We start from the raw sequence: 26332 nt of genomic DNA, 5'->3' as shown, positions 1-26332 counted from the left end.
TGACTTATAGAGTGCTTCCCGTGAGCGAGAACCAGATCGACCAGATCCGCAGCGGCTACACCTTCGAGGGGCCCTCCATCACGCTCGGTGCGGCCCTGCACGAGGGCGCCGCGGTGCCGGACGCCCCGGTCCGGCTGCCCCTGGGCTCAATGAACCGGCACGGTCTCGTCGCGGGCGCGACGGGCACCGGCAAGACGGTGACCCTGCAGGTGATGGCCGAGCAGCTCTCCACCGCTGGCGTGCCGGTCTTCCTGGCCGACATCAAGGGCGACCTGACCGGCCTGGCCACCCCCGCCGGAGACCATCCCAAGGTGACCGAGCGGATGAGCAGCCTCGGCCAGGACTGGGCCGGCACGGCATACCCCGTGGAGTTCTTCTCCCTCGGCGGACGGGGCAAGGGCGCGCCGATCCGGGCCACGATCAGTTCCTTCGGCCCGATCCTGCTCTCCAAGGTGCTGGGGCTCAACAACACCCAGGAGTCCAGCCTCGGCCTGATCTTCCACTACGCCGACAAGAACGGCCTGGCGCTGCTGGACCTCAAGGACCTGCGCTCGGTCGTGCAGCACCTGCTCTCGGACGAGGGCAAGGCCGAGCTGAAGGCGCTGGGTGGTCTGTCGACCGCGACGGCCGGAGTCATCCTGCGCGAGCTGATCGCCTTCGAGGGCGCCGGAGCCGACGAGTTCTTCGGTGAGCCCGAGTTCGACACCTCCGACCTGATGCGCACCACTGACGACGGTCGCGGCATCATCAGCTGCCTGGAGCTGCCCGGCGTGCAGAGCCAGCCGGCGCTGTTCTCCACCTTCCTGATGTGGCTGCTGGCCGATCTGTTCCAGGACCTGCCCGAGGTCGGCAACCCCGAGAAGCCCAAGCTGGTCTTCTTCTTCGACGAGGCGCACCTGCTCTTCAAGGACGCGTCCAAGGCGTTCCTGGAGTCCATCGAGCAGGCGGTGCGGCTGATCCGCTCCAAGGGCGTCGGCGTCTTCTTCGTCACGCAGGTCCCCGACGACGTGCCGGAGTCCGTGCTCGCCCAGCTCGGCAACCGCGTGCAGCACGCGCTGCGCGCCTTCACGCCGAAGGATGCCAAGGCGCTGAAGGCGGCGGCGACGACCTTCCCGATCAGTGACTACGACCTGGAGGAGGTGCTCACCCAGCTCGGCACCGGCGAGGCGATCATCACCGTCCTGTCCGACCGCGGCGCGCCGACGCCCGTGGCGCAGACCCTGCTGCGGGCCCCGCAAGCCACGATGGGTCCCTCGCCGGAGGCGACGGTCGACGGAGTGGTCGCGGCCTCGGCGCTGACCAGCAAGTACTCCGAGTCCCTGGACCGGGAGTCGGCCTACGAGAAGCTGGCGGCGCGCATGGAGGCCGGCGCCGCTGCCGCCGCTGAGGCGGAGGCCGCGCAGGAGGCCGAGAAGGCCGCTGCCACGGCGCCGAAGTCGCGGACCAAGGAGGACGAGTCGCTCGTGGAGCAGGTCGTCGGGTCCGGCGCGTTCAAGTCGATGCTGCGCTCGGCCGGCACCGTGATCGGTCGGGAGATCTCCCGAAGCATCTTCGGCACCGGTCGGCGTCGCTGACGGTCAGCTGTTCCAGGGTTGCCACCATGGGCGGATGAGCCAGGACACGTCTCAGTCCTCGATCGGGGCGCCCTGCCGGTGCAGGTCCTCGTCGAGCAGGTGCAGCAGCTCCGCGACGCCTGCCACGTCCTGGCTGGCAAGGGCCTGTGCCTCGGACCTCAGGTCGGCGAGCGTGAACCCTCGCTTGCTGACGATGCTGTTGCCCTTGAGCAGCTCGGCGGAGTCGGCTACCAGCGCCGCCAGGCGCAGCGTCTCGGACGCCTCGTCCTGGGACCAGGTGATCGGCGCGTTCACCTCGGTGGTCTCGCCGCTGTCCGGGTCGGCCCAGCGCAGGCGGGCCTCACCGACCACTGCGCCGTCGGTGACGGCGTCGGTCGGGACCAGCTCGTAGAGTGCTGAGACTCGGTGACCCGCGCCGAGCTCGCCGGCGTCCACGGTGTCGTCGCGGAACTCCTCGTCCTCCAGCGCGCGGTTCTGGTAGCCGATCAGCCGGTAGGACTCCACAAGCTCTGGGTCGAACTCGACCTGGCTCTTGGCATCCCGCGCGACGACGGTCAGCGTCTGCGTCAGGTCCTCGACGAACAGCTGCTCGGCCTCCTCGAAGGTGTCGAGGTAGGCGTAGAAGCCGTCGCCCTGGTTGGCCAGCTGCTCCATGAGCGTGTCGTTGTAGTTGCCCATGCCGTAGCCGACCGTGACCAGGTGGATGCCCTCCTCACCGGCGCCGGCGATCTCGTCGGCGAGGGTGCCGCCGTCGGTCGTGCCGACGTTGGCCACACCGTCGGAGGCGAGCACCACGACGTTGATGCCGTCCTCGACCTGCGCCACCCGCGCCTGGCGGTAGCCCATCGCCAGGCCGGCCTCCATGTTGGTGCTGCCGCCGGCCTGCAGCTCCTCGATCGCGTCAATGATCGTGTCGCGGTCGGAGACCCTCGTCGGCTCCAGCACCGGCGCGGCCTCGCTGCCATAGGTCACGATCGCGATGGTGTCGTCGGGGTTGAGGCTCTCGGCCAGCAGCGCCAGTGAGGACTTCACCAGGCCGAGCCGCTCCCGGATGTCCATCGAGCCGGAGGTGTCGATGACGAAGGTGATGTTGGTCTGCGGACGGTCCTGCGCGGCCACCTCGTCCGAGCTGATCCCCACGCGGACCAGCGCGGTCCCGTCCCCGGCACGGGGCGCCGCCCCGGTCTCCACCTGCAGGCCGAGCGCGGTCCCCTCGGGCGCGCTGTCGGCATACTCGAAGGAGTTGGCCCACTCCTCGACGCGGATCGAGTCCGGCTGCGGTGAGGTCCCGTTGGCCGCCATGGCGTGGGCCACCCGGTAGGACCCGGTGTCGACGTCGAGCGCGAAGGTGGACATCGGGCTCTCCTGGGCCGCCACCCACGCCGTGTCGCCGACGTCGGTGAAGGTGTTGTCCTCACCCGGACCCGGCGGTGGCGGCATCGGCATCGGCTCGGGGTGGGCGATGTCCCCGCCCTCGCTCGCGGCGTCGGCAGCGCCCTCATGAGCCATGGTCGCGGGACCTGCTGCGCCTTCGTCCCGGTCCTCGGCGTAGTCCTCGACGAAGCGACGCGCCTCCTCGTGATCGCCTGCCGGCGTGCCCTCGGTGGGGTCGTGCGGCTCGGGGTCCCCTGAGCATGCTGTGGCGCCGAGCCCCGCCACCAGCAGCGTTGCGAGCAACGTCTTCTTCATGCCGGTGCGACGGCGGGGAGCAACGGAACGGTTCCGCGGGTCTGGTCACGATCACGTCACGGCGTCAGCCCCACACCCGACGCGGGCGGTCGCCGTGGTGGAGCCGGGGACGAAGAAGGCCCCCCGCGCACCTGGAAGAGCTCACCTGCCCTTGCTGCATTCCTGCCCTGGGGGAGTTCAGTGAGGTACCACCGCACGGGGGACCGGTTGCCATGATACGTGCCCGGGCGCGCTGGGACGAAACCCGCTGGCGACGCACAAGACCCCCGGCCCGCTGGGGGCCGAGGGTCTGTCGTCCTGTGTCAGGACAGTGGCGGAGGATGGGGGATTTGAACCCCCGAGGGTTTTATCCCAACACGATTTCCAATCGTGCGCACTAGGCCACTATGCGAATCCTCCGTCGGAGAGGCTACCCGACAGGCTGCTGACCTCGGAAATCCGGCAGGCCACAGCGGGCGTATGCCGGCACACCGGTGGGGGTGCGGCCGCGAGTTGGAGGGCGCTCAGGGGCGCAGCATCACCTTGATCGCGCGGCGCTCGTCCATCGCGCGGTAGCCCTCGGCCACCTCGGCGAGCGGCAGGGTCTTGTCGAAGACCCGCCCCGGGTTGACCTCGCCGCCCCAGACGCGGGGGAGCAGCTCGTCCAGATAGCCGCGCACCGGCGCCATCCCGCCAGCCAGGCCCACGTTGCGCCGGAACATCTGCGTGATGGGTGCCTCCGCGCCATACGGCACCCCGACGAAGCCGACCGTGGCGCCCGGACGAGCGCTGGCGAAGGCCTGCTCCATCGACTCCTTGGTGCCGACGCACTCGAGCACCGCGTCGGCGCCGATCCCGCCCGTGAGCTCCATGACGCGGGCCACGCCCTCCTCGCCCCGCTCGGCCACGAGGTCGGTCGCGCCGAACTCGGTGGCGACCTCCTGGCGGTCGGCGTGCCGGGACATGGCGATGATCCGCTCGGCACCCTGCATCGCCGCCGACAGGACCCCACTGAGGCCGACTGCGCCGTCGCCGACCACGACCACGGTCTGACCAGGCTGCACGCGGGCCGAGACGGCCGCGTGCCACCCGGTGACGAACACGTCGGTGAGGGCCAGCAGCGAGGGCAGCATCGCCTCGTCCGGCTGCTCGGGGGTGGCCACCAGCGTGCCGTCGGCCAGCGGCACGCGCACGAACTCACCCTGACAGCCGTCGACGAGGTCACCGTCGCGGTCCGGGCCGCCGAAGCCACCGCCGTTGGCGCACGCGGCCTGCATCCCCACCGCGCAGTGCGCGCACGTGTTGTCCGACCAGAGGAACGGCGTGATCACGAAGTCGCCGGCGCGCACGGTGCTCACCTCGCTGCCGGTCTCCTCGACGACGCCGATGCACTCGTGCCCGATGCGGCGCGGCCCGCTCACCTTCGAGATCCCGCGATAGGGCCACAGGTCCGACCCGCACACGCAGGCCGCCGCGACCCGGACCACGGCGTCGGTGGGGCGGATGATCTGCGGATCGGGCACCTGGTCGAGGCGGATGTCACCTGGGGCGTGCAGCACTGTTGCGTCCATGAGCCCATTCTGCGGGACGGACCGCGGTGCCGGCGTGTCGTCATACCCCGGACCCGCCTGCCCGATGAGCCCCTGAGGGCCCGCTCCGCGTGTGGCAGAGTGTCCCTGCCGCCACGAAAGGACCTGCTGATGCCACTTCATATCGGATCCGAGGTGGGCAGACTTCGCCAGGTCATCGTGCACCGACCTGGGCTGGAGATGCGCCGCCTGACGCCTGACAACAAGGAGCGCTACCTCTTCGACGAGATCCTCTGGGTCGAGCGGGCCCAGGAGGAGCACGCGGAGTTCGTGCGGGTCATGGAGGAGCGCGGCATCCTCGTGCACCACTTCGACGAGCTGCTCGAGCAGACGGTCGGCATCCCGCAGGCCCGCACCCAGATCCTGTCCCAGTCGCTGGACCAGCGGCACCTCGGACCGTTCGCCGCGCAGGAGATGCACGAGCTGTTCGACCAGATGGACGACCATGACCTGGTCCAGTTCCTGATCGGTGGCATCACCAAGGCCGAGGTCCTGGAGCGCATGGACGCCCCCCGCTCTGTCGTCATCGCCCAGCTGGACCCGCACGACGCGCTGCTCGCGCCGCTGCCCAACCACCTGTTCACCCGGGACACCTCGGCCTGGCTCTATGGCGGCGTCGCGGTCAACTCGATGCACAAGAAAGCCCGGCGTCGCGAGACGGTCCACTACGAGGCGATCTATCAGTGGCACCCGATGTTCCGGGACGCGGGCATGGACTGGTGGTCCGAGGGCGTCGAAGCCGGGCCGGCCACCGCCGAGGGCGGCGACATCCTGGTGCTCGGCAACAAGGTGCTGCTCGTGGGGATCAGCGAGCGGACCACGACTCAGGGTGTGGAGCGGCTCGCGCAGCGCACGCTCGCCTCGGACCAGATCGACACGATCATCGCGCTGGACATGCCCAAGGCGCGGGCCGTGATGCACCTGGACACCGTGATGACGATGCTCGACGAGCAGACGTTCACCAGATATCTCGGCCTGCCGGACCTCACGTCATACACGATCACCTCCACCGGCCCCGGCGACTCCCAGCTGCCCAATCTCAACATCCGGTCCAACGACCCGGGCGAGATGATGCAGGTCATCGGGGACGCGATGGGCATCGGCTCCCCCCGCGTCGTCGCCGCGGAGCAGGACCCCCGGGCGGCCGCGCGCGAGCAGTGGGACGACGGCTGCAACGTCCTGGCCCTCGAGCCCGGTGTCGTGGTCGCGTACCAGCGCAACACGGTCACCAACGACTTCCTCCGAGGGCTGGGTGTGGAGGTCCTGGAGATCGCCGGTCAGGAGCTCGGTCGCGGTCGCGGCGGCCCCCGGTGCATGTCCTGCCCGATCGAGCGGGACCCGCTGGGCTGAGCGTTGCCTCCACGTCGTCGCATCGCACCCGATCAGGGCGAGTCGGCTCTGGCCGTATGGCGTAGCGCCCCTGAGCAGGCTCCTCGCCAGGTCGTCGCGATGGCGGTGCGCTACATGCTGGAGGAACTGGGTGCCCGTGCCCCGGGGCGCTCGGTCGAGGTCCGGGTGCCGCCCTTCGGCGCGGTCCAGTGCATCGAGGGCCCCCGGCACACGCGCGGCACTCCGACCAACGTGATCGAGACCGACGGCCAGACCTGGCTGCGACTCGTGACCGGCGCGAGCACGTGGGCGGCGGAGCGCGACGCGGGCACCGTGCGCGCCAGCGGGCAGCGCGCCGACCTGGTGGACTATCTGCCGCTCGACTGAGGCGCGGGTCGACGGGTCCCGCGCGTGCTGGCGCCACCCTCCGCGGCGTTTCGCCTGGATCTTCGTCGGCGCCCGTCTGGTTCCTCGTCGACAGCGCGCGTCTGGTTCCTCGTCAGCACCCGTCTGACCTCCCGATTGCTTGCCATGGCATGCATGTAGGAGGTCGAAGCTGCGCTCACCCCCTCACGCCCCACCGCCACACTGCGCGGGATGAGGTTGACCCCGTTGGTATCGACGACGGGTGGTGGCTGCGACTGGGTCCGCGTGGACGCTGCGAGATGATGCTGACGATTCGACCGCCCGATTGTTTGCCATGGCATGCACCTGGGAGGTCGAAGCTGCGGGGTTGTGGACAACTTCGGCGACGGACGCGGTTGTCGGGGCATCATCACCGCGTGAACGGACGATCGACGCGCCAAGAGAGGGCTGCTGCGACGACACGGGAACGCGCGCGACGTCATGCGCTGGCACGAGAGATCGCTGACCAGCACGACGGAGTGTCGAACCGAGTGTTGCTGCGAGAGGCTGGTCTGACCCGGGGCCAGGTGCAGGGCGAGGTCGACCGCGGGGTCTGGGTGCCGGCGGGGTGCCACACACTGTGCATCACCACGGCAGCCCCCACCGGTCGCGGCCTATGGTGGCGTGCTTTGTGGGAGTCCGGATCGCGCTCCGTGCTCGACGGCACGAGTGCGCTCCTGGCGGCGGGACTGACCGGGTGGCGCGAGCACACGGTGCACATCTCGGTGCCGAACGGGGCGCGCCCGCGACGGATCGAGGGCGTCACCCACCACCTGCTGCGGGACCTGGGAGACACCGTGCCGGTGGGCCTGCGCCGCACCAAGCCTGAGGTCGCTGCCATCCGAGCGGCACAGGGAGCCTCCAGCGATCGACAGGCGGCCACGATCGTTGCGATGGCGGTCCAGCAGCGGCTGGTGTTGCCAAAGAGGTTGCTTGCGCGCTGGGAAGGGATTCGCTATTCACCGCGGCGGGCGTTCCTCGAGAGCGTGACCAGGACGTCTGCAACGGTGCACACTCTCTCAACGAACTGGATTTTGCGCAGGAGTGCCGTCGGCGCGGACTCCCAGAGCCCACCCGGCAGGCCGTGCGCACAGGCAAGAACGGACGGGTCTACCTCGATGTCTTCTGGGAGGCGCAGGGCGTGCACGTTGAGATTCAAGGAGCCCAGCACTTCGAGGGAACCGCAGGCATCGACGACGCCCTGCGCTTCAACGATCTGGGTCTGCGCGATCCAGGATTGCGGAGCCTGCAGGTTCCGGTGCTGGGGCTGAGGACGTGCCCCGACAAGTTCTTTGAGCAGATCGAGCAACTGCTCGCCTCGTCGTGATTGACCCGCCAGATGAGCGTGCCACCGTCGCGTTGGACCGTTGGTTTGTCGGCCATGGCCCGCATGCGGGAGGTCGACCCGCCAGGTGAGCGCGCGCCACCGTCGCGTTGGACCGTTGGTTTGTCGGCCATGGCACGCATACGGGAGGTCGATTCGCCAGTCCCGCGCAGCGACCTCGCCGACGGGGGGCGCCGCCGCATCACCGACGGGGGCGCCGCAGTGCACCGACGGGGGATCACCCCACCGGCGCGGAGGCGACCACCCAAGGCGCCTACGCTGATCGCATGCGTCACGGCATCTGCATCCTTCCCGAATATCCCTGGCGCGAGGCCGAGCCGATCTGGCGAAGGGCCGAGGAGATGGGGTTCGACCACGCCTGGACCTATGACCACCTGGTCTGGGGCGGGCTGCCGGACTCGCCGTGGCACTCGACGGTCGCCACCCTCACCGCCGCGGCGATGGTCACCGAGCGCATCGGCCTGGGCACGCTGGTCAGCTCGCCCAACTTTCGGCACCCCGTCGCCCTGGCCCGCGACGCCCTGACCCTGCAGGACATCAGCGGTGGCCGCGTCCTGCTGGGGGTCGGCGCCGGCGGCGATCTCGACTCTCGCGTGCTGGGTGATGACCTGACCAGGGGTGAGCGGTCGCGCCGGTTCCGCGAGTTCGTGCCTCTGCTTGAGCGCAGTCTGCGTGAGGACCACGTCGAGCACGACGGCGAGTTCTATCGTGCGGTCGACGCCCGCAACCGGATCAGCGAGCCGACCCCGCTGCTCGTCGCCGCGAACGGTCCGCGGGCCATGGACCTGGCCGTGAGGTATGCCGCGGGCTGGGTCACCACCGGACCCGCCGCTGGGGACTGGGCTGAGCGGGACGCGGTCGATCAGTGGTGGACCGGCGTCGCCGAGGTCGCCGAACGGTTCACCGACGCGGAGCAGGCTGCCGGGGAGTGCGCGGACGGGACTGACAGCGGTGCCGCGGTCGTGGGGCCGCGCTCGCCGATGGCGCGCTATCTCACCCTGGACGCCTCCGGCCCTGCGGCGCTCAGCTCCGTGGAGTTCCTCACCGACCAGGTCGGGCGGGCCGAGGAGCTGGGCTTCACCGACGTCATCGTGCACTGGCCCCGTGCGGAGCCGCCCTACCAGTCCGACATCGCGGTCCTCGAGGGCTACCTGCGCACGCTCAGCTGAGGGGGCTCCTCGTCAAAGAGACGCAGCAGCAGTGCCCGGTTCGTCGGTGGCCAGAGCAGCTCGCGGAACTGGTCGACGGGCCCGACCGGCCATCGCCGGGCGATGCTGACGACCGCCGGGTCCTGGATGAGGGGGAGGAGGAGGTCCGGGATGTCGGCCCAGGCGACCTGGAACGGTCGGTCCCACATCCGCACGACCTGCGTCGTCGCCTCGGCGGTCGGGCCGAGCGCGTTGTGCATCGCGACCAGCTTCTCGTAAGCACCCACCAGTGCTGCTTCGCGCTCCTGCCAGGTCTGCGCACGGCCGACCTCCCGCAGCACGGGTGTCAGCTCCGCGCCGCAGGCCAGGCGTGAGAAGGCCGTGCCGAACCACTTTGAGTAGGGCGCGTAGTGCCGCTCCATTAGGAACGCGAGGCGCATGAGGTCGCCCACCAGACGCGCCCCGATCAGCCCGGAGCCGAGCTCGTCGCCCGCGAATCCCGCTCTGCCGACCAGGTTCATCTCCGGGTGGACGCGCCACCACCCGGTGACCAGCAGGTAGAGCCAGACGTCGTGGGGGTAGTAGGCCAACCGGTCGCGGGCCCCCTGCAGGCCGACCTCGTCGTGGAAGACCGGCCCCGAGACAAACATGCGCAACCCGGGCTCCCACAAGGTCAGCCAGTCGCGCGGCTCGATGTCGCGGTCGAGGTCCGCCCCAGCTGTCGCCGGACATAGCTGCGGACGGACCAGACCTCGAAGCCGGTCGGGTGGCCGGCGAAGGCGGACGGCAGGTCCTGCGCCAGTGCCTCCCGCACCGCGTCGCCATGCTGGCGCTCGTCCTCCTCGGCGAGGAAGATCAGGACCCGTGGCGTCCAGTCGTGGTCGGTCGACATCTCATCGTCGAAGCCGAGCACCTCCGACCCCCGGCCGAGCAGTGCCGCGGAGTGCGGCAGGCCAGGAAACCTCGCCCGGAGAACAGGGTGCACGACATCGTCATACAACCGCCGACTCAGCTCGGCTCCCGGAACGAACACCGGCATCTCACCTCCCCCCCGGCACTCGACGTGCCACCGCGGACGTCCGGGGCACGACCGGACCACGGGGCCGACCGGACCACGGGGCACGACCGGCGGTGCGGGCCGTGGCATCCTTGGACGTGTGACTGACCAGCCATCTCGCCGCAAGGTGTCCCGTCGTCCCCAGTTGGTGCCGTTCCTGGTGACGGGGGCGCTCTTGGGGTTTGTCATCGGCGCGGTGGTCGCCTACCTCGGACCAGACGCCCCTCGGGCGAGCGCCGGCCAGGAGTTCATCGCGGTGGCCGGCCCGCTGGGTCTCTTCGGCGGGCTGCTCGGCGGGATCGTCTATCTGCTCGTGGAGCGCTTCTCGGACCGTTCCTGAACACGGGACCGCCCGCGGGCGCCCGGCGTGAACCCGCCCGGCGCTAGCCATGATCCCCGAGTATGACGAGCTGCTGGGTCGCGCGCGTCATGCTCACATAGCGGTCGACCGCGCCCTCGATTCCGGCCCCGAACCCGCCCCGGTCGACCAGCACCACGAGGTCGAACTCCAACCCCTTGGCCAGCTGCGGGGTGAGTGACTGCACCCGTGCGGTGGCGCTGAAGGTGGGGTCACCGATGACGCACGCGACGCCTTCCTCGTGGGCGGCGAGCCAGTCGCCGACTACCTGGCCCAGGTCGGACACCACGCCATAGCTGACCGGGATGCCGGTGCTGCGCACCGAGACCGGCACGTTGGCGTCCGGCAGGGCCGCACGGATCACCGGCTCGGCTTCGGTCATCACCTCCTCAGGCGTGCGGTAGTTGATGCTCAGCGTCGAGACAGTGATGCGCTCGAGCCCGACCCGTTCCAGTCGCTCCTGCCAGGACTCGGTGAAGCCGTGCCGGGCCTGCGCGCGGTCCCCGACGACGGTGAAGCTGCGCGAGGGGCACCTCAGCCGCAGCATCTGCCACTCGGCGTCGGTCAGCTCCTGGGCCTCGTCGACGACAACGTGTGCAAACGGGCCGGCCAGCCGGTCCGGGTCCTTCGTGGACACGCCAGCCTCGTCGACCAGCGCACCCTGCAGGTCCTCCACGCGCAGCATCGACATCACCTGCATCTCGGAGTCGTCGGCGGCGACCAGGTGCTCGACCACGCGATCCATCTCCTCACGCTGCGCCGCCAGCTGGGCCTCCCTGCGGTGCCGGTCGCGTGCCAGGCCCGCGTCGCCGAGCCGGTGTCGGGCGGCGTCGAGCAGCGGCAGATCCGACTCCGTCCAGGCGTAGGCGTCGCGCCGCTGCAACGCCCTGACCTCCTCCGGCGTCAGCCAGGGCGCGCACAGACGCAGATAGGCCGGCACCGTCCACAGGTCCCCGACGACGTCACCCGCGTCGAGCATGGGCCACGCCGCGTTGAGGGCCGAGGTCAGGTCCTCGTCCGCCCGCAGAGAGCGCCGCAGAGCCTCCGGCTGCACCTGCTCGTCCTCCTCCGTGGTGGCAGCGTCGACCTTGTCGACCAGGATGTCGAGGAGCGCGTCCAGGACGCTCTCGCGGGCCTCGTTGTGCGGGACTCCCGGCGGCGCGGCGTCGAACGCCTCGCTCCAGTCCGAGGCGGTCACCGGGATCTCTGCCCAGTCGTTCGACACCGTCATCCCGCGGCCTGGCGGCTCCTCAGAGAACCGGATGCCCGTCTCGATCGCGTCCACCATCTGGGCGCTCGACTTCAGCGCAGCCACCTGCGGGTCCAGCTCGGGGGCGGCGTCGGCTCCCTCGGGCACCAGGTCGCGCAGGGTGCAGGTCTGCACGCCCTCCTCGCCGAGGCTGGGCAGCACGTCCGCGACATAGGCGAGATAGGGCTGGTGCGGTCCGACGAAGAGCACACCGCCGCGGTGATGACCCAGGCGCGGATCGGCATACAGCAGGTATGCCGACCGGTGCAGGGCTACGACCGTCTTGCCCGTGCCGGGCCCACCGTCGACGACGAGGGCACCGCGGGATCCGGCACGGATGATGGCGTCCTGGTCGGACTGGATCGTGCCGAGCACGTCGCGCATCCGCGGCGACCGGTTGCTCCCGAGGCTGGCGATGAACGCCGACTGGTCGTCGAGCGCGGCGTGCCCCTGGAGCCCGTCGGGGGTAAACACCTCGTCCCAGTAGTCGGTGATGCGCTCCCGGGTCCAGCGATAGCGGCGACGACTGGCCAGCCCCATGGGGTTGGCGTGCGTCGCGCCGAAGAACGGCTCCGCAGCCGGGGAGCGCCAGTCCACGAGCAGCCGCCGACCGGTGCTGTCCGTCAGCCCCAGCCTTCCGACATACACGGTCCGGTCTCCGGCGGCACCGCCGGCGCCCTCGTCGAGGACCATCCGCCCCAGGCACAGGTCCAGGCCGAAGCGGCGCAGCGTCCGCAGCCGCGCAGTCAGGCGGTGGACCTCCTGGTCGCGCTCGAGCGCGTCCTGCCCTCCGCCCGCCGGGCGCCGGCGTGTGTCGTCCAGGCGAGCCGACAGCTCGTCGATGGTCTCCTCAAGCGCTTGCCCGACGGCGGCCAGGTGCTCCTGGTCGGCGCCGATCAGCGCAGAGTCGTCCTTGGTCGCCAGCCGCTCGGGCAGCTCGAAGATCTGGGCAGCTCGGGTCATCGCGTCCACGTCCTGGCTCCGTTCCAAAAGCTTGTCCCCTCCCGCGTAATCCGTCGATTGTCGGTCCTGACGGGGGCCTTGCCGCAAGCCCCCTCCCGCGCGATAAAATGGCCTTGGCAGGCAGGCCATGGGACAGGTCAATGGGGGCAGGGGGAGCCCGTCGACGATCCTGCGCTACGTCGGTGCGAGCAGTCTGCCGTCGGTGCGAGCGCGGAGCCGTCACACCGACGCGGATCCGCTCGCACCGATCGCGGGACTCGCTCACACCGACGCAGATTTCCCCACAGCGACGCAGATTCCCTCGCGCCGGCGCGCAGCGAGCAGTGTCGGGCGGCTGTGCGACGATAGGCCAGTGGCACGCGCAGACGGACGGCTCTCTCACGACCTGATGCCCGACGAGAAGGCCCCGCAGGACGAATGTGGCGTCTTCGGCGTCTGGGCACCCGGTGAAGAGGTGGCCAAGCTCACCTACTACGGCCTCTATGCGCTGCAGCACCGTGGCCAGGAGGCGGCCGGCATCGCCACCAGCGACGGCCGCTCGCTGCTGGTCTACAAGGACGTCGGCTTGGTCTCCCAGGTCTTCGACGAGTCGAGCCTGGCCTCGCTGCGCGGTCACCTGGCGGTCGGTCACTGCCGCTACTCCACCACCGGGCGCAACTCCTGGGAGAACGCCCAGCCCACCCTCGGTGGCACCGAGGACCAGACCGTGGCCCTGGCGCACAACGGCAACCTGGTCAACACCTCGCAGCTGCGCGACCGGCTCGTCGAGATACACGGCGGTGACCTGCGCAACGCTCCCGGCGAGGTGCGCCGCGGCAACACCACCGACACCGCCCTGGTCACCGGACTGCTCACCGCCGACCCGGACCTGTCGCTGGAGGCCGCTGCGATGGAGGTGCTGCCCACGCTGAGGGGAGCGTTCTCCCTCGTCTTCTGCGACGAGCAGACGTTGTATGCCGCGCGCGACCCCCAGGGGGTCCGTCCCCTGGTCCTGGGTCGCCTCGAGCGAGGCTGGGTGGTCTCGTCCGAGACATCCGGCCTGGACATCGTGGGTGCCTCGTTCGTGCGCGAGGTCGAGCCGGGGGAGCTCATCGCGATCGACCAGAACGGTCTGCGCAGCCAGCGTTTCGCCGAGACCGACCGCAAGGGCTGCGTCTTTGAGTATGTCTATCTCGCCCGCCCCGACACCACGCTGAACGGTCGCGGTGTCTATGAGTCCCGCGTCGAGATGGGGCGCACGCTGGCGCGCGAGCACCCGGTCGACGCCGACATGGTGATGCCGACGCCGGAGTCGGGGACCCCGGCCGCGATCGGCTACGCCGAGGCGTCGGGCATCCCCTACGGCAACGGCCTGGTCAAGAACGCCTACGTCGGACGCACCTTCATCGCCCCGAGCCAGACGATCCGCCAGCTCGGCATCCGGCTCAAGCTCAACCCGCTGCGTGAGGTGATCCGCGGCAAGCGGCTGATCGTGGTCGACGACTCGATCGTGCGGGGCAACACCCAGCGCGCGCTGGTGCGGATGCTGCGCGAGGCCGGCGCCGCCGAGGTGCACGTGCGCATCTCCTCGCCGCCGGTGCGCTGGCCGTGCTTCTATGGCATCGACTTCGCCACCCGGGCCGAGCTGATCGCCACGGGGCTGGGCGTGGAGGACATCCGCCAGTCGATCGGGGCCGACAGCCTGGGCTACATCAGCCACGAGGGCATGGTGGCGGCGACCCTGCAGCCACGCGACCAGTTGTGCACGGCCTGCTTCTCGGGCGACTACCCGATCGAGCTGCCGGTCGCTGAGCAGCTCGGCAAGGACGTCCTCGAGCTGGAGTTCAGCGGAGGTGAGGTGCCCACCTCCCCGCCCGAACGGCATACCCCCCTGCGGGAGCGTGGTGCGGTCGACGTCGACGGAGTGCGGTTGGGCAGCCACGGCGGCGCGGCCGACGCCGTCTCGCGGCCCTGAGCAGCAGCACCCAGCCCACCAGAGAGCACTAGGAGAGCCCGTTGAGCGAGCCGATCACCTATGCCAGCGCCGGCGTCGACGTCAAGGCCGGCGACCGCGCGGTCGAGCTGATGAAAGCCTCGGTCGCCCGGGCGCAGCGTCCCGAGGTTGTCGGTGGGCTCGGCGGGTTCGCCGGCCTGTTCGACGCCAGCGCCCTGCGCTCCATGAGCCGGCCGGTGCTGGCCACGAGCACGGACGGTGTCGGCACCAAGGTCGCGATCGCGCAGGCGATGGACGTGCACGACACGATCGGCATCGACCTCGTCGGCATGGTCGTGGACGACATCGTGGTGTCCGGGGCGGAGCCGCTGTTCATGACTGACTACATCGCCTGCGGCAAGGTGGTCCCGGAGCGGATCGCGGCGATCGTCAGCGGCATCGCGCGCGGGTGCGAGCTGGCCGGGGTGGCGCTGGTCGGGGGCGAGACGGCTGAGCATCCGGGGCTGCTCGGTCCGGAGGAGTATGACGTCGCCGGCGCCGCCACCGGTGTCGTCGAGTATGACGATGTGCTGGGTCCGCAACGCGTGCGCGAGGGCGACGCCGTGATCGCGCTGGCGTCGTCCGGGTTGCACTCCAACGGCTACTCGCTGGTGCGGCGGGTGATCGCTGCCGCGGGTTGGGAGTGGGACCGCCACGTCGAGGAGCTGGGGCGCACGATCGGGGAGGAGGCGCTGGAGCCGACCCGGATCTACAGCCGGATGCTGCTCGACCTGATCGCCACCGACGGCGTCGACGTGCACGCGTTGTCCCACGTCACCGGCGGTGGTTTGGCGGCCAACCTGGGACGGGTGCTGCCGACCGGGGCGATGGCTACGATCGACCGTGCCACCTGGACCCCGCCCGCAGTGTTCTCGCTGGTGCAGGAGCTCGGCTCGGTGCCGCTGGCCGACCTGGAGCGGACGCTCAACATGGGCGTCGGGTTCGTCGCGACGGTGCCGGGCGAGCAGGCCGACCGTGCCGTGGCCGCCTCGGTCGAGCTCGGCGTGCCCGCGTGGGTGGTCGGTGAGGTGCTCGCGGACACCGGCGAGACAGGCGAGGAGATCGTGCGCGGCGCCAAGGGTGTCGACGGCGGGGCCGTGCGGGTCACCGGCAACTATCGCGCCTGACCGCGGGGCTGGCCCACCCCGCAAAAAGCCGTGGGCGCCAACAAAACCACTACAAAAAGCCGTGGAGGGCCAACAAAACCACTACAAAAATGGGTTAGGGACTCACCACGACATAGAACGTGGTGCTGTCGCCCTGCAGGAGGCGCTCCGAGAAGGTCCGGCGCTGGGCGTCACCGTTCATCTCGTTGAGGACCTCGGGAGGCTCCGCCTCGGCGTTGACGGTGTGGACGCGGCCGGCGGACTCGGGCAGCGTGACGTTGATCCCCAGGGTGGAGAACGCGCTGGGCACCCGCTCGAAGGTCCACGTGGTGCCGTCGGTCTCAGGCTCGCTGTCCGCCGGTTGCCCGCCGTCGAGGATGACCACGTCGGCGCCCAGCGACGTCGGGCTGCAGCCGGCCGCCTCCATCTGAGCCCATGTCGGCTCGGTCTCGGGCAGAGCCTGCTCGCACTGGAGCGTGGTCACCGACATCTCGGTGTACTGCCAGAAGCCGTTGAACCGGGCGATCGAGAAAGCCACCAGGGCTGCGGGGATGATCAGCAGCCAGAGCCAACCCCACCGGAACCTGCGTCGCGGCGTCTCACCCTCCGGGCCGACCCACGTCGCCTCATGCCATGCCTTCACGACTGCTCCTTCACGCTCTAGCGACGCGGTCACCACGCGCCACGAGGCACGACAACGCCGCCTTGGCCACGGGGACCAGCCCCGGGCCAGGCGGCGGAGACGTCAGTTGTCGGAGGAGGCCCAACGCTCGTAGGCGTCGTCCTCGTCCGGCTCTTCGACCGCTTCCTCGGCAGCGTCGGGAGGTGGGGCGGCTTCGCCGCCTGCTCCCAGCTCACGCGCGAGTGCGGTGAGGTCAGTGTCCGGAGAGTAGTACTTCAGTCTCCGGGCGACCTTGGTCTGCTTTGCTTTGGCCCGGCCGCGCCCCATGGCGAGACCCCCTTGTGCGTTGTGCGGGTCGGCATCGCATGTCAGGTGACACCATGGTGCCACCAGACCGCGCAGTCGGCCCGGGGAATGTATCTGTCGTGCTGCTAACGGTACATGATTTCTGACCCGGAAGCCGCATCGCGCGGGCGGCTTCAGCCCGCAGCGGGCCACGGCGGGACGGGGGGAAGCAGCGGGGGCGAGCGGTCCGCCGGCTCAGTTGCGACGGAAGGCCAGGAAGCCGCACGCCACGAGGCCGACGGCGGCCAGGGCGGCGACCAGCCAACCCCAGGTGGGTATGCCGCTCGATTCAGTTGTCGGGTCCGGTGCGGCCTCGGCGGTGACGACGGCGTCGTCAGCAGGTGCTGGTGTCGCTGCCTCTGTCGGGGAGGGGGTAGCGGTCGGGGCGGTGGTCTCGGCGTCCTCGGTCACGGCCCCGCTCGTGGGTGCGGCCGTGCCGCCATCGGTGGCGGTGGCCTCACCACGGTCGCCGGAGCGCGACGTGGTCGCGTCGGCGATGCTGAAGCCGATGGTGCCGGAGATCGGGTGTCCGTCTGACGAGGTCACCCGCCAGGTGGCCTCGTAGTCGCCGTCCACCAGCTCCTCGGTCAGGGTTTGTGTCACGACGGTCCCGGACACCGTGGGCGTGCCCTGCACGACGTCACGCTCCTCCGGTCCGATCACGACGAACTGCACGCCCAGGTCGGAGATCTCTCCGCTGAAGGTGAGCTCGAGCTGGGAAGGGACCTCGGTCAGGACGGCATCCTGCGCCGGATCGCTGTCGACCAGCGAGTCATGGGCGCTGGCGGGCGCGGCGAGCAGAGTCAGCCAGAGGGTGAGCAGCAGTGCGCCGAGGGCGGTGCGACCCCCTGGCCGTCGCCCCCGCGTGGAGAGGGTGAACACGCCTCCAGCCTAACCCTCCCTGCCGCGCCGTATCCTGCGGGCCATGGCCCGCAGGAGATATCAGACGATCCGCGGCCCCGTGACGGCCTCGATCGAGGAGCGTCGTTCGGTCTTCGAGTGCTGGCTGCGCCGCGCGGACTCCGAGCAGGACGCGCGCGCCGTCGTCGAGGAGGCGCGCACCAGGCACTGGGACGCGCGACACCACTGCTCCGCGTGGGTGCTCGGTCCGGAGGGCGACCTGACCAGGTCCCACGACGACGGCGAACCATCTGGCACCGCGGGCGCACCCATGCTGGAGGTGCTCACCCACAGCGGCCTCAGCGACGTCGTGGCCGTCGTCACCCGGTGGTTCGGCGGGACGCTCCTGGGCGCGGGAGGGCTGGTCCGGGCCTACGGTGACGCCGTGCGCGCCGCGCTCGCCGAGGCTGAGCCGCTGCGGCGCGAGCTGCTCCAGCTGGGCAGCGTGGAGGTGGGTCACGCCGACGCGGGGCGCCTCGAGCACGACCTGCGCGCGCACGGCGTGGTGGTGCGGGACGTCGACTACGCGAGCTCCGTCATACTCCATCTCGCCGTGCCGGTCGGGGACCTGGCGCAGGTGAGCGCCCACGTGGCCCGCTTGACTGGTGGGGTCGCTGCGTTCCGGCCCGGCGCGACGGAGTGGGTGGACCAGCCCGGACGGTAGCCCCGTATCCTGCCGCCATGGGGAGCGCGGCGCACGTGGTCATGGCCCCCGTCGGCGCACCCCACGAGAGACGCCTCCGTGAGCGTTGACCGGCGGCCGCAGCGCACCTGGACCCGCGCGGTCCGCGTTGCCCTCTCGTCCACGCTGCTCGTCGTGCTGCTCGCCTTCGTGCTGCCCACCGTCACCGGGTCGGACTGGCGCTCGACGATGGCCACCCTCTCGTTCGTGACGGGGTGGCAGATGGCCGCTCTGACCGCACTGTGGCTGGTCGGGTTGTGGGCCTTCACCTTTGTCATGGCAGCCTCTCTGCCGGGACTTCGCAAGTCCCAGGCCCTCGCGCTGCAGTTCGCCGGCAGCGCCGTGTCCAACCTGCTTCCGGCCGGTGGCGCCGTCGGCGTCGCGGTGACGTGGAGCATGATGCGCAACTACGGTCACTCGCACGCCGCGATCGGGCTGTTCACCGTCGTCACCGGGTTGTGGCACAACCTGGCTCGGCTCGCGCTGCCGGCCGCCGGCCTCGGGGCCCTGCTGCTGGTGGGTTCCCAGGTGGATGAGTCGGTCCGCACCGCTGCGGTCGTCGGGATCGCCATCACGCTGGCCGTCATCGCCCTCGTGGTCGCTGCCCTGCTGCACGAGGGGGCGGCCCGGTGGCTCATCTCGGTCATCACGCGGGCGAGTGTCTGGCTGACCCGGCTGATCCGACGCCCCGCGCCACAGGACCTGCCGGGCCTGCTCGGGGACCTGCGCGGGAGCGCGAGGGAGCTGCTCCGGGACGGCCGGGTGCCGCTGGTCGGCGGCATGCTGGTCTATCTCACCCTGCAGGGCGTGCTCTTCTGGGGCTGCCTAGCCGTCGTCGGGAACGACCTTGGGTGGGCACAGGTGACCGCGGGCTATGCGACGGGGCGCATGCTGACCCTGGTCATCCTCACTCCGGGGGGCGCGGGCTTCGCCGAGACTGGGACGGCCGCGGTGCTCGTGGCGCTGGGTGGTGACCCCACCGCGACGATGGCCGGGGTGCTGCTGTTCAGCTTCTTCACGTTCGCTCTCGAGATCCCCGGCGGTGCTCTGGCCTACCTGTGGCACCTGCGGCAGACGAGACCGGGCCGGCCCTGGTCGCCCGAACCTGTCGGCTAGAAGCTCGAGCCCGTCGGCTAGAAGCCGGAGTCCGTCGGCCGCGGGTAGTAGGTGGCGTACTTCTTCACGTAGTTGGCCTTGGCCGTCGCCACATAGGCCTTGCGCCACCACGTGTCCCGATAGTCCAGCGGGTGGTGCACGCCCTTCGCGGAGATCCGCTTGTGCAGCGCCTTGGCCTCCCCGGAGAGATAACGGCGCAGCAGCGGCTGCGGCAGCACGGAGTAGAGGATCTCGTTGCGGACGATGACCTGGTCGTGCGACTGCTTCTCGATCAGGTCGGTCGTGATGAACTCCGCGACGTTGGCGCCGGCCGCGGTCACGTAGTAGTTGTTGCGGCCGATCCGCGGGTTCATCTCGAAGAACTTCATCACGCCGTCGCGGGGGTCCAGCTTGACGTCGAAGTTGGCGAAGCCGCGGTAGCCGACGTGCTTGAGGAAGCGCTCAGCCTGGTCCATCAGCTCCGGGAACGGGGTGGTGATCATGGCAGCCGGGTTGCCGATCGCCAGCGGTTGGTGCTCCTGGAGGAGGACCTGAGCCGTGGCCAGCAGCGTGGCCTCGCCCGAGGAGTCGATATAGGCCGTGATCGAGCGCATCGCCGTGTCATCTCCGGGGATCAGCTCCTGCACGACGAACCGGTCGCGGAAGCCGGCGCCCTTGACCAGCAGGAAGATCTCGCGCAACCGGGCGGGGGTGTCGACCAGGAAGATCTTCTGCTTGCCCTCGAAGACCAGACCCTCGTAGGCCGCGCCGATCGCCGGCTTGGCCACGACCGGGAAGTCCAGGTCGACGGTGTCCGGCTCCCAGCCAGCCGCGTCCGCCCCGGAGAAGTCCTGCACCAGGGTGCGCGGACTGGGGATGCCGAGCTCCTCGCAGACCTTGGCGAACTCCACCTTGTCCGCCGTCATGTCGAGCACGGCGCCGTCGACGGCCGGCACGACATACCACTGGCGCAGCCACTCGGCGTTGTCCGAGAGCATCCGGCTGAAGGTGTCGGCGTTGGACAGCAGCAGCGTGGTCCGACCGGCGGCCCTGCGCTTCTTGCCCTCGCTCTCGAGCGCCGCGAGCGTCTCGGGGCGGGCGGCCTCCTCGCCGAGGTCGATCACGTCGATGATCTTTGAGTTCTTGATCGGCCCGGCGATGACTCGGGAGATGACGGTGCTGACGATGCCGTAGCGCTCGTGGAAGGCGCGCGCGAGCCCATAGATGCCGATGTCCGTCCCCAGCATGACGACGTCAAAGTCCGGGTCAGGGTTCACGGTGGCCATGGTGCTCCTCGGGTTGTGGCAGCGCACGAGAGTCGCGCAGAGTCTTTCGGGAGCGAGCCTAATGGCAGGGGTGGCACTTGCGATGTCATCCCACCGCGAGCCGAAGCGCGACACGCTCAACCCGAGGCCTGTGCGGCCCCGATCTGGGCAGCCCGAGCCATATCATCCGTCCATGACGAGGACGCGCGGGCGGTGGCCGGCTCCGGTGGCTGTGGTGGGGGCGCTCGCGCTGACTCTTGCTGCCTGCGACGGGGCGCCACCGACCGCTGCGCCACCCAGTGTGGCCTCCTCCACCAGTGCGACTGCCTCGGACGAGGCGGACCGCACAGACGCGCCGTCCGGGGCGGGCATCACGGCTGAGGAGGCCATCGCGCTGGGCGAGGAGATGACCGCGGCCCTGGCCAGCGGCGATGTCGAGGAGTGGCTGTCACTCACCGTGCTCGAGGGTGCTGCGGCGCAGCAGCAACGCGACTGGTTCGAGGGCGTGCAGGCGGTGCCGATGGACGTGCGCGAGCTGCACCCGGTCTTCCTGGCCAACGCGGCCGGGGAGGAGGGTGCCGAGGTCGAGTTCAGCTTCCGGCACCAGGTCACGGGGGTCGACGCCGAGCCGGTGGTGCAGCCTTACGTCTTCACGCTGGTGCGCGCCGATGCTGGCTGGCGGGTCTCCCAGGTGGCGGGTCCCGATGACGTTGACGCGGCATACCCCCAGCTGTGGGACCTGGGCCCCATCTCGGTGATCGAGACCGAGCACCTGCTCGTGGTGACCGAGGCGAGCGCGGGGACCCGCCGCACGACCGAGGCCCTCGAGACCGCAGCTGCGGCCACCCTGACGGAGTTCCCTCTGCCGGGCCCGGACCGGATGCTGGTCATGCTCGCCTCGGCCGAGCCCGTCTCTGCCATGCTCGGACAGGGGGAGGGGGCCTCCTTCGGCGGGTGGATCACCCCGGCCAGCTCGCCTGAGGTGGAACGCGACGGCATCCTCCCCGATGTCGAGGACGGTGCGCCCGGTCCCGTGCGGGTGGTGCTCGACCGGGGTGAGATCGAGGGCGAGTTCAGCTGGTACCCCCGGCTGGACGGCGGCTCGCCGTCCATGCGCAACATCGCGACCACCGTTGCCCTTTCGCAGCAGTCCGGGCCACACGCCAGCCCCACGACCTGGGTGTATGAGGGAGTGGCCCTCTGGTTCCAGAGCGTCGGCGACCCGGAGGTTCGGGACATGGCTGCGGGCGACTACCGCTGGGCCTTCGAGACGGGCAGTCTGCCGGACGCGCTCCCGCCGGCGCGCTGGTGGGAGTTCTATGAGGAGGAGGACCTCAGCCAGCACTTCTATGAGGCCGGGAGTGTCTTTGAGTATGTCGAGGCGCAGCACGGTCTGGAGGTCACCGTGGCCCTGGGTCTCGACCTCAGTCGCCTGGACTATTTCACGGACGGTGACGAGGCGATCGACCTGGCGCTGCGCGATCACCTGGGAGTCGGCACCGAGGAGTTCGAGGCTGCCTGGGTTGAGTGGGTGGCGCATGAGTTTGGCGACGACGGGGAGGACTCTCCTGTGGCTGACGACGCCAGGCGCTGAGCAGGAGGCGTGTCCGAGGCTGAGTGGGACGGTGCGTTCGTGGCAGAGTGTGTCGGATGAGTGACCCAGCTGCAGGAGAGCCCGCCCCGCTGCACCTTGTGGTGATGGGTGCCTCCGCGGCGGGCAAGACGACGGTGGCGCGCGAGATCAACACGGTCCTGCACTGGGAGTTCGCCGAGGGGGACGACTTCCACCCGCAGGCCAACGTCGACAAGATGGCCTCCGGCGAGCCGCTGGTCGACGAGGACCGCTGGCCCTGGCTGGAGGCGCTCGCGGAGTGGATCCGGGAGCAGGACGCCGCGGGGCGGTCGACCATCATCACCTGCTCGGCCCTGAAGCGTTCCTACCGTGACGTGCTGCGCGGGGCGGGCGCGACGACATACTTCGTGCATCTCACGGGGGACAAGGAGCTGCTCCAACAGCGGATGTCCGGCCGTGACGACCACTTCATGCCGCTTGAGCTGCTCGACTCCCAGCTGGCAACGCTCGAGGGCCTCGTCCCGGACGAGCACGGGGGCACCTTCGACGTCGCCGGGACTCCGGAGGAGATTGCGGCCGACGTGCTGCGCGAGCTCGACCTGCCCTGATCGCGCGGGGTCGTCCCTGCGTCCAGTCGCGTCGTCCCTCTCCGGGCGTGCTCTCAACCGTCCCAGAGGTCACTCCACTAGACTGACGACAAAAGGGAGGCGGCGCGATGGAGTGGCTCAGAGAGACCCAGTGGCTGTGGTGGATCGCCGGCGCCCTCGTGCTCGGCCTCATCGAGATCGCCTCGCTCGACCTGGTCTTCTTCATGCTGGCCGTGGCCGCGGTAGCCGCCGCCGTCGCGGCAGGGCTGGACCAGAGCATCACCGTCCAGGTCCTCACCTTCGTCGCGACAGCCGCGCTGCTGCTCGCGGTGCTGCGTCCGGTCGCGCTGCGCAAGATCAAGCCGGAGGGCGAGGGCGACCGCACCAACGCCGACGCACTGGTCGGCCGCACGGCGGTGGTGCTCCAGGAGGTCACCGACCGCACCGGCCTGGTGAAGCTGACCGGCGAGGAGTGGACGGCGCGGACCACCCCGGGCACGGTGCTGGCGGTCGACCAGACCGTCCAGGTCGTCCGCATCGAGGGAGCGACCGCCGTGGTCGAGTCCACTGCTGCCGCATCTGCGGAGAGCGCCTCGACCGACGCCCAGCGCCCTGGCCACGACGCGTCTGGCAACCACACAGCCGGCAACCACACCGCCGACAACCACCCCGGCAACCACGCACCAGACCCCGACAGCCGATAGCCCACACCCCACGGAGGCCGCCATGCCCGAACCCGCGACAGTCGCCCTTTGGATCGTCCTGGCCCTCCTGGTCGCGTTCACCGCGGTCGCGATCAGCCGGGCCATCCGCATCGTGCCGCAGGCGAGCGCGGTCATCGTGCAGCGGCTGGGACGTTACAGCCGCACCCTCGATGCCGGGCTGCACTTCCTTATCCCGTTCATCGACAAGGTGCGCGCCACGGTCGACCTGCGCGAGCAGGTGGTCTCCTTCCCTCCCCAGCCGGTCATCACCAGCGACAACCTGGTGGTCAGCATCGACACCGTCATCTATTTCCAGCCGACCGACCCCAAGGCTGCGACCTATGAGATCGCCAACTACATCCAGGGCATCGAGCAGCTGACCGTCACCACGCTGCGCAACGTCATCGGCAGCCTCGACCTCGAGCAGACGCTGACCAGCCGCGACCAGATCAACGGCCAGCTGCGCGGGGTGCTCGACGATGCGACCGGCCGCTGGGGGATCCGCGTCAACCGCGTCGAGCTCAAGGCGATCGACCCGCCCGCCAGCGTGCAGGACTCGATGGAGAAGCAGATGCGTGCCGAGCGCGACCGACGCGCGACGATCCTCAACGCCGAAGGTGTCAAGCAGAGCCAGATCCTCACCGCCGAGGGTGAGAAGCAGGCTCAGATCCTGCGGGCGGAGGGCACCGCCCAGGCCGCGATCCTGGAGTCCCAGGGTGAGGCCCGCGCCATCCTGCGGGTCTTCGACGCGATCCACAAGGGCAACCCGGACTCCAAGCTGCTGGCCTACCAGTACCTCCAGATGCTGCCCCAGATCGCCCAGGGCGAGTCCAACAAGATGTGGATCGTCCCGACCGAGCTGACCCAGGCGTTGCAGGGCATCGGGGCGGCACTCGGCCCGCACGGCCCGTCCGGCACCGGCTCGCTGGACGGCCCGCCTGCGACGGGCCTCGGTGCCGACGACGAGGACGCGGACGTCGATGAGATCGTCCTGGAGGACCCCGCCGAGGCGCTCCGCCGAGCACGGGCCGAAGCGGCCGGGGCCGCCAAGGAGGCAGCAGAGTCGACCCGGACCGCTCGCCGTAGGGGACCTGGCGGTGGTATGCCGCAGGACGCCTCCTCCAGGTCGTCGAGTCAACCTGAGGCTGGCCCCGCGGCTGACCCCGAAGCTGGCCCCGCACCACAACCGGACTCCGGCACCTTCGACGAGCCGACTCACTAGAGGCACTGCCCAGGGCTGCCCAGGGCTGCCCAGCCCGCCGCGGTCCGCGAACCGGCCAGCTCGGCATACGCGGAGCAAGAGCGATTGCATAGTTATGCGGTGATCCGTATACACTCTCGCTCGTGAGCAAAGTGATGACGAGTCTTCCCGTCGGCGAGCGCGTCGGCATCGCCTTTTCAGGGGGCCTCGACACCTCCGTCGCGGTGGCCTGGATGCGCGATAAGGGTGCCGTTCCCTGCACCTACACCGCCGACATCGGGCAGTACGACGAGCCGGACATCGACTCGGTGCCAGCGCGCGCCCTCGACTACGGCGCCGAGCTCGCGCGCCACGTCGACTGCAAGCTCGCGCTGGTCGAGGAGGGACTGGCGGCCCTGGCCTGCGGCGCGTTCCACGTGCGCTCGGGCGGGCGCGCCTACTTCAACACCACGCCGCTGGGCCGCGCCGTGACCGGCACGATGCTGGTCCAGGCGATGCACCAGGACGGCGTCAACATCTGGGGCGACGGGTCGACCTTCAAGGGTAACGACATCGAGCGCTTCTATCGTTACGGGTTGCTGAGCAACCCCGACCTGCGCATCTACAAGCCCTGGTTGGACGCCGACTTCGTCGAGGAGCTCGGCGGCCGGGCGGAGATGAGCGAGTGGCTCACCGAGCGCAACCTGCCCTACCGCGACTCCCAGGAGAAGGCCTACTCCACCGATGCCAACATCTGGGGCGCGACGCACGAGGCCAAGACCCTGGAGCACCTCGACGTCTCGCTCGAGACGGTGGATCCGATCATGGGCGTGAAGTTCTGGGACCCGGCCGTCGAGATCGAGACCGAGGACGTCACGATCGGTTATGAGCGCGGGCGCCCGGTCTCCCTCAACGGGGTGCGGTTTGACGACCCGGTGGCACTCGTCCACGAGGTCAACACCATCGGCGGTCGGCACGGCCTGGGCATGTCCGACCAGATCGAGAACCGGATCATCGAGGCGAAGTCGCGCGGCATCTATGAGGCGCCCGGCATGGCGCTGCTCTTCCTCACCTATGAGCGGCTCATCAACGCCATCCACAACGAGGACACCATCGCGCACTACCACGCGGAGGGTCGCCGCCTGGGGCGGCTGCTCTATGAGGGGCGCTGGCTCGACCCGCAGGCGCTCATGTCACGGGAGGCGATCCAGCGCTGGGTCGCGTCACTGGTGACCGGCGAGGTGACGGTCCGGCTGCGGCGCGGTGAGGACTACACGATCCTCAACACCGACGGGCCGGCCTTCTCCTACCATCCGGACAAGCTGTCGATGGAGCGGACGGACAACGCGGTCTTCGGGCCGCACGACCGGATCGGCCAGCTGACGATGCGCAACCTCGACATCGCCGACTCCCGCCACAAGCTCGAGCTCTATGCCGGGCAACCGATGGACGAGGGTCAGGTGCTCGTCGAGAACGGGATCCTGCTGGGCGCGATCGAGGTCGGCGGTGCCGAGCGCATCGCCTCCCGTCGCGGCGTGCCGACGAATGGCTCCGAGGAGGCGCTGGACAACGCGGCGATGGAGTTCGGCACCGACTAACCAATTTTGGTAGGGGTT

Annotated in this window: 24 protein-coding genes, 1 tRNA gene and 1 other RNA gene; 15 read left to right on the top strand and 11 right to left on the bottom strand. The window is 70.0% G+C overall.

Features of this window, described 5'->3' with window-relative positions:
* The first annotated feature begins 20 nt into the window (after nucleotides 1-20).
* Nucleotides 21-1574, top strand: a complete 1554-nt coding sequence (locus NF557_RS15465; RefSeq protein WP_252620564.1) for a helicase HerA-like domain-containing protein — start codon at nucleotides 21-23, stop codon at nucleotides 1572-1574.
* Between the two features lie 51 nt (nucleotides 1575-1625).
* Here the strand turns inward: NF557_RS15465 and NF557_RS15460 are convergent, their stop codons facing one another.
* From NF557_RS15460 to NF557_RS15445, 4 genes are all read right to left on the bottom strand, one after another.
* Nucleotides 1626-3263, bottom strand: a complete 1638-nt coding sequence (locus NF557_RS15460) for a vWA domain-containing protein (protein WP_252620563.1) — start codon at nucleotides 3261-3263, stop codon at nucleotides 1626-1628.
* A gap of 111 nt (nucleotides 3264-3374) precedes the next feature.
* An RNA gene (gene ffs, locus NF557_RS15455) (signal recognition particle sRNA small type) lies at nucleotides 3375-3471 on the bottom strand.
* Nucleotides 3472-3574: 103 nt separating this feature from the next.
* Nucleotides 3575-3662, bottom strand: a tRNA-Ser gene (locus NF557_RS15450).
* Between the two features lie 104 nt (nucleotides 3663-3766).
* On the bottom strand, nucleotides 3767-4813 hold the full coding sequence (locus NF557_RS15445; protein WP_252620561.1) for a zinc-dependent alcohol dehydrogenase family protein: 1047 nt from the start codon (nucleotides 4811-4813) through the stop codon (nucleotides 3767-3769).
* A 129-nt stretch (nucleotides 4814-4942) separates the two neighbouring features.
* On the opposite strand from NF557_RS15445, the gene NF557_RS15440 reads away from it, so the two are divergent.
* The 4 genes from NF557_RS15440 (at nucleotide 4943) to NF557_RS15425 (ending at nucleotide 9079) form a co-directional block, all read left to right on the top strand.
* Nucleotides 4943-6181 carry an arginine deiminase gene (locus tag NF557_RS15440; protein WP_252620559.1) on the top strand — a complete coding sequence of 413 codons (1239 nt, stop codon included), beginning with the start codon at nucleotides 4943-4945 and terminating at the stop codon, nucleotides 6179-6181.
* A gap of 3 nt (nucleotides 6182-6184) precedes the next feature.
* Entirely contained in the window at nucleotides 6185-6547 is a 363-nt protein-coding gene (locus tag NF557_RS15435; protein ID WP_252620558.1) for a sterol carrier family protein, read from the top strand.
* Between the two features lie 1102 nt (nucleotides 6548-7649).
* Entirely contained in the window at nucleotides 7650-7892 is a 243-nt protein-coding gene (locus NF557_RS15430; protein WP_252620556.1) for a hypothetical protein, read from the top strand.
* Between the two features lie 284 nt (nucleotides 7893-8176).
* On the top strand, nucleotides 8177-9079 hold the full coding sequence (locus tag NF557_RS15425; RefSeq protein WP_252620554.1) for an LLM class flavin-dependent oxidoreductase: 903 nt from the start codon (nucleotides 8177-8179) through the stop codon (nucleotides 9077-9079).
* Here NF557_RS15425 and NF557_RS15420 read toward each other — a convergent pair.
* The gene (locus tag NF557_RS15420; protein ID WP_252624243.1) at nucleotides 9058-9708 is read right to left on the bottom strand and encodes a DUF4037 domain-containing protein; all 651 of its coding nucleotides are present in this window, start codon (nucleotides 9706-9708) and stop codon (nucleotides 9058-9060) included. The genes NF557_RS15425 and NF557_RS15420 overlap by 22 nt on opposite strands.
* 23 nt (nucleotides 9709-9731) lie before the next feature.
* Nucleotides 9732-10097, bottom strand: a complete 366-nt coding sequence (locus tag NF557_RS15415; protein WP_252620552.1) for a hypothetical protein — start codon at nucleotides 10095-10097, stop codon at nucleotides 9732-9734.
* Between the two features lie 118 nt (nucleotides 10098-10215).
* Between NF557_RS15415 and NF557_RS15410 the strand changes: the two genes are divergently transcribed.
* Entirely contained in the window at nucleotides 10216-10455 is a 240-nt protein-coding gene (locus NF557_RS15410; RefSeq protein WP_252620551.1) for a hypothetical protein, read from the top strand.
* 43 nt (nucleotides 10456-10498) lie between these two features.
* On the opposite strand, the gene helR is transcribed toward NF557_RS15410, so the two are convergent.
* On the bottom strand, nucleotides 10499-12685 hold the full coding sequence (gene helR / locus NF557_RS15405) for an RNA polymerase recycling motor ATPase HelR (RefSeq protein ID WP_252620549.1): 2187 nt from the start codon (nucleotides 12683-12685) through the stop codon (nucleotides 10499-10501).
* 352 nt (nucleotides 12686-13037) lie between these two features.
* Between helR and purF the strand changes: the two genes are divergently transcribed.
* Together purF and purM are read left to right on the top strand one after the other, a co-directional pair.
* Complete coding sequence (gene purF / locus NF557_RS15400; RefSeq protein WP_252620548.1) at nucleotides 13038-14639, top strand: amidophosphoribosyltransferase; 1602 nt, start codon at nucleotides 13038-13040, stop codon at nucleotides 14637-14639.
* Nucleotides 14640-14680: 41 nt separating this feature from the next.
* Complete coding sequence (gene purM, locus NF557_RS15395) at nucleotides 14681-15784, top strand: phosphoribosylformylglycinamidine cyclo-ligase (protein ID WP_252620547.1); 1104 nt, start codon at nucleotides 14681-14683, stop codon at nucleotides 15782-15784.
* A gap of 94 nt (nucleotides 15785-15878) precedes the next feature.
* Here the strand turns inward: purM and NF557_RS15390 are convergent, their stop codons facing one another.
* The 3 genes from NF557_RS15390 to NF557_RS15380 form a co-directional block, all read right to left on the bottom strand.
* Nucleotides 15879-16406 (bottom strand): hypothetical protein, encoded by a 528-nt coding sequence (locus NF557_RS15390; protein WP_252620546.1) that lies wholly within the window; start codon nucleotides 16404-16406, stop codon nucleotides 15879-15881.
* 102 nt (nucleotides 16407-16508) lie between these two features.
* Nucleotides 16509-16712, bottom strand: coding sequence for a DUF3073 domain-containing protein (locus NF557_RS15385; RefSeq protein WP_252620544.1), 204 nt, complete (start codon nucleotides 16710-16712; stop codon nucleotides 16509-16511).
* 213 nt (nucleotides 16713-16925) lie between these two features.
* A complete protein-coding gene (locus NF557_RS15380; RefSeq protein WP_252620543.1) occupies nucleotides 16926-17612 on the bottom strand; it encodes a copper resistance CopC family protein in 687 nt (228 codons plus the stop codon).
* Between the two features lie 43 nt (nucleotides 17613-17655).
* Here NF557_RS15380 and NF557_RS15375 point away from each other — a divergent pair, with 43 nt between their 5' ends.
* Together NF557_RS15375 and NF557_RS15370 are read left to right on the top strand one after the other, a co-directional pair.
* Entirely contained in the window at nucleotides 17656-18294 is a 639-nt protein-coding gene (locus NF557_RS15375) for an IMPACT family protein (RefSeq protein ID WP_252620542.1), read from the top strand.
* 78 nt (nucleotides 18295-18372) lie between these two features.
* On the top strand, nucleotides 18373-19428 hold the full coding sequence (locus NF557_RS15370) for a lysylphosphatidylglycerol synthase transmembrane domain-containing protein (RefSeq protein WP_252620541.1): 1056 nt from the start codon (nucleotides 18373-18375) through the stop codon (nucleotides 19426-19428).
* A 17-nt stretch (nucleotides 19429-19445) separates the two neighbouring features.
* Here NF557_RS15370 and NF557_RS15365 read toward each other — a convergent pair whose 3' ends face one another.
* Nucleotides 19446-20693, bottom strand: a complete 1248-nt coding sequence (locus NF557_RS15365; RefSeq protein WP_252620539.1) for a carboxylate--amine ligase — start codon at nucleotides 20691-20693, stop codon at nucleotides 19446-19448.
* Nucleotides 20694-20865: 172 nt separating this feature from the next.
* Here NF557_RS15365 and NF557_RS15360 point away from each other — a divergent pair, with 172 nt between their 5' ends.
* The 5 genes from NF557_RS15360 to argG all read left to right on the top strand — a co-directional run bounded on the left by NF557_RS15360 (nucleotide 20866) and on the right by argG (nucleotide 26314).
* Nucleotides 20866-22266, top strand: coding sequence for a hypothetical protein (locus tag NF557_RS15360; protein ID WP_252620538.1), 1401 nt, complete (start codon nucleotides 20866-20868; stop codon nucleotides 22264-22266).
* A 56-nt stretch (nucleotides 22267-22322) separates the two neighbouring features.
* Nucleotides 22323-22853, top strand: a complete 531-nt coding sequence (locus NF557_RS15355; protein ID WP_252620537.1) for a gluconokinase — start codon at nucleotides 22323-22325, stop codon at nucleotides 22851-22853.
* A 107-nt stretch (nucleotides 22854-22960) separates the two neighbouring features.
* Complete coding sequence (locus tag NF557_RS15350) at nucleotides 22961-23536, top strand: NfeD family protein (protein ID WP_252620535.1); 576 nt, start codon at nucleotides 22961-22963, stop codon at nucleotides 23534-23536.
* A gap of 22 nt (nucleotides 23537-23558) precedes the next feature.
* Nucleotides 23559-24758, top strand: a complete 1200-nt coding sequence (locus NF557_RS15345; RefSeq protein ID WP_252620534.1) for an SPFH domain-containing protein — start codon at nucleotides 23559-23561, stop codon at nucleotides 24756-24758.
* A gap of 122 nt (nucleotides 24759-24880) precedes the next feature.
* Nucleotides 24881-26314: an argininosuccinate synthase gene (gene argG, locus NF557_RS15340; RefSeq protein ID WP_252620532.1), complete on the top strand. Its 1434-nt coding sequence runs from the start codon at nucleotides 24881-24883 to the stop codon at nucleotides 26312-26314.
* The last annotated feature ends 18 nt before the right edge of the window (nucleotides 26315-26332 follow it).

This window comes from Ornithinimicrobium cryptoxanthini (assembly GCF_023923205.1).
GTDB classification, from domain to species: domain Bacteria; phylum Actinomycetota; class Actinomycetes; order Actinomycetales; family Dermatophilaceae; genus Ornithinicoccus; species Ornithinicoccus cryptoxanthini.
Note: the sequence above shows the minus strand (reverse complement) of the source record. Positions and strands in the feature narration are given on the sequence as shown.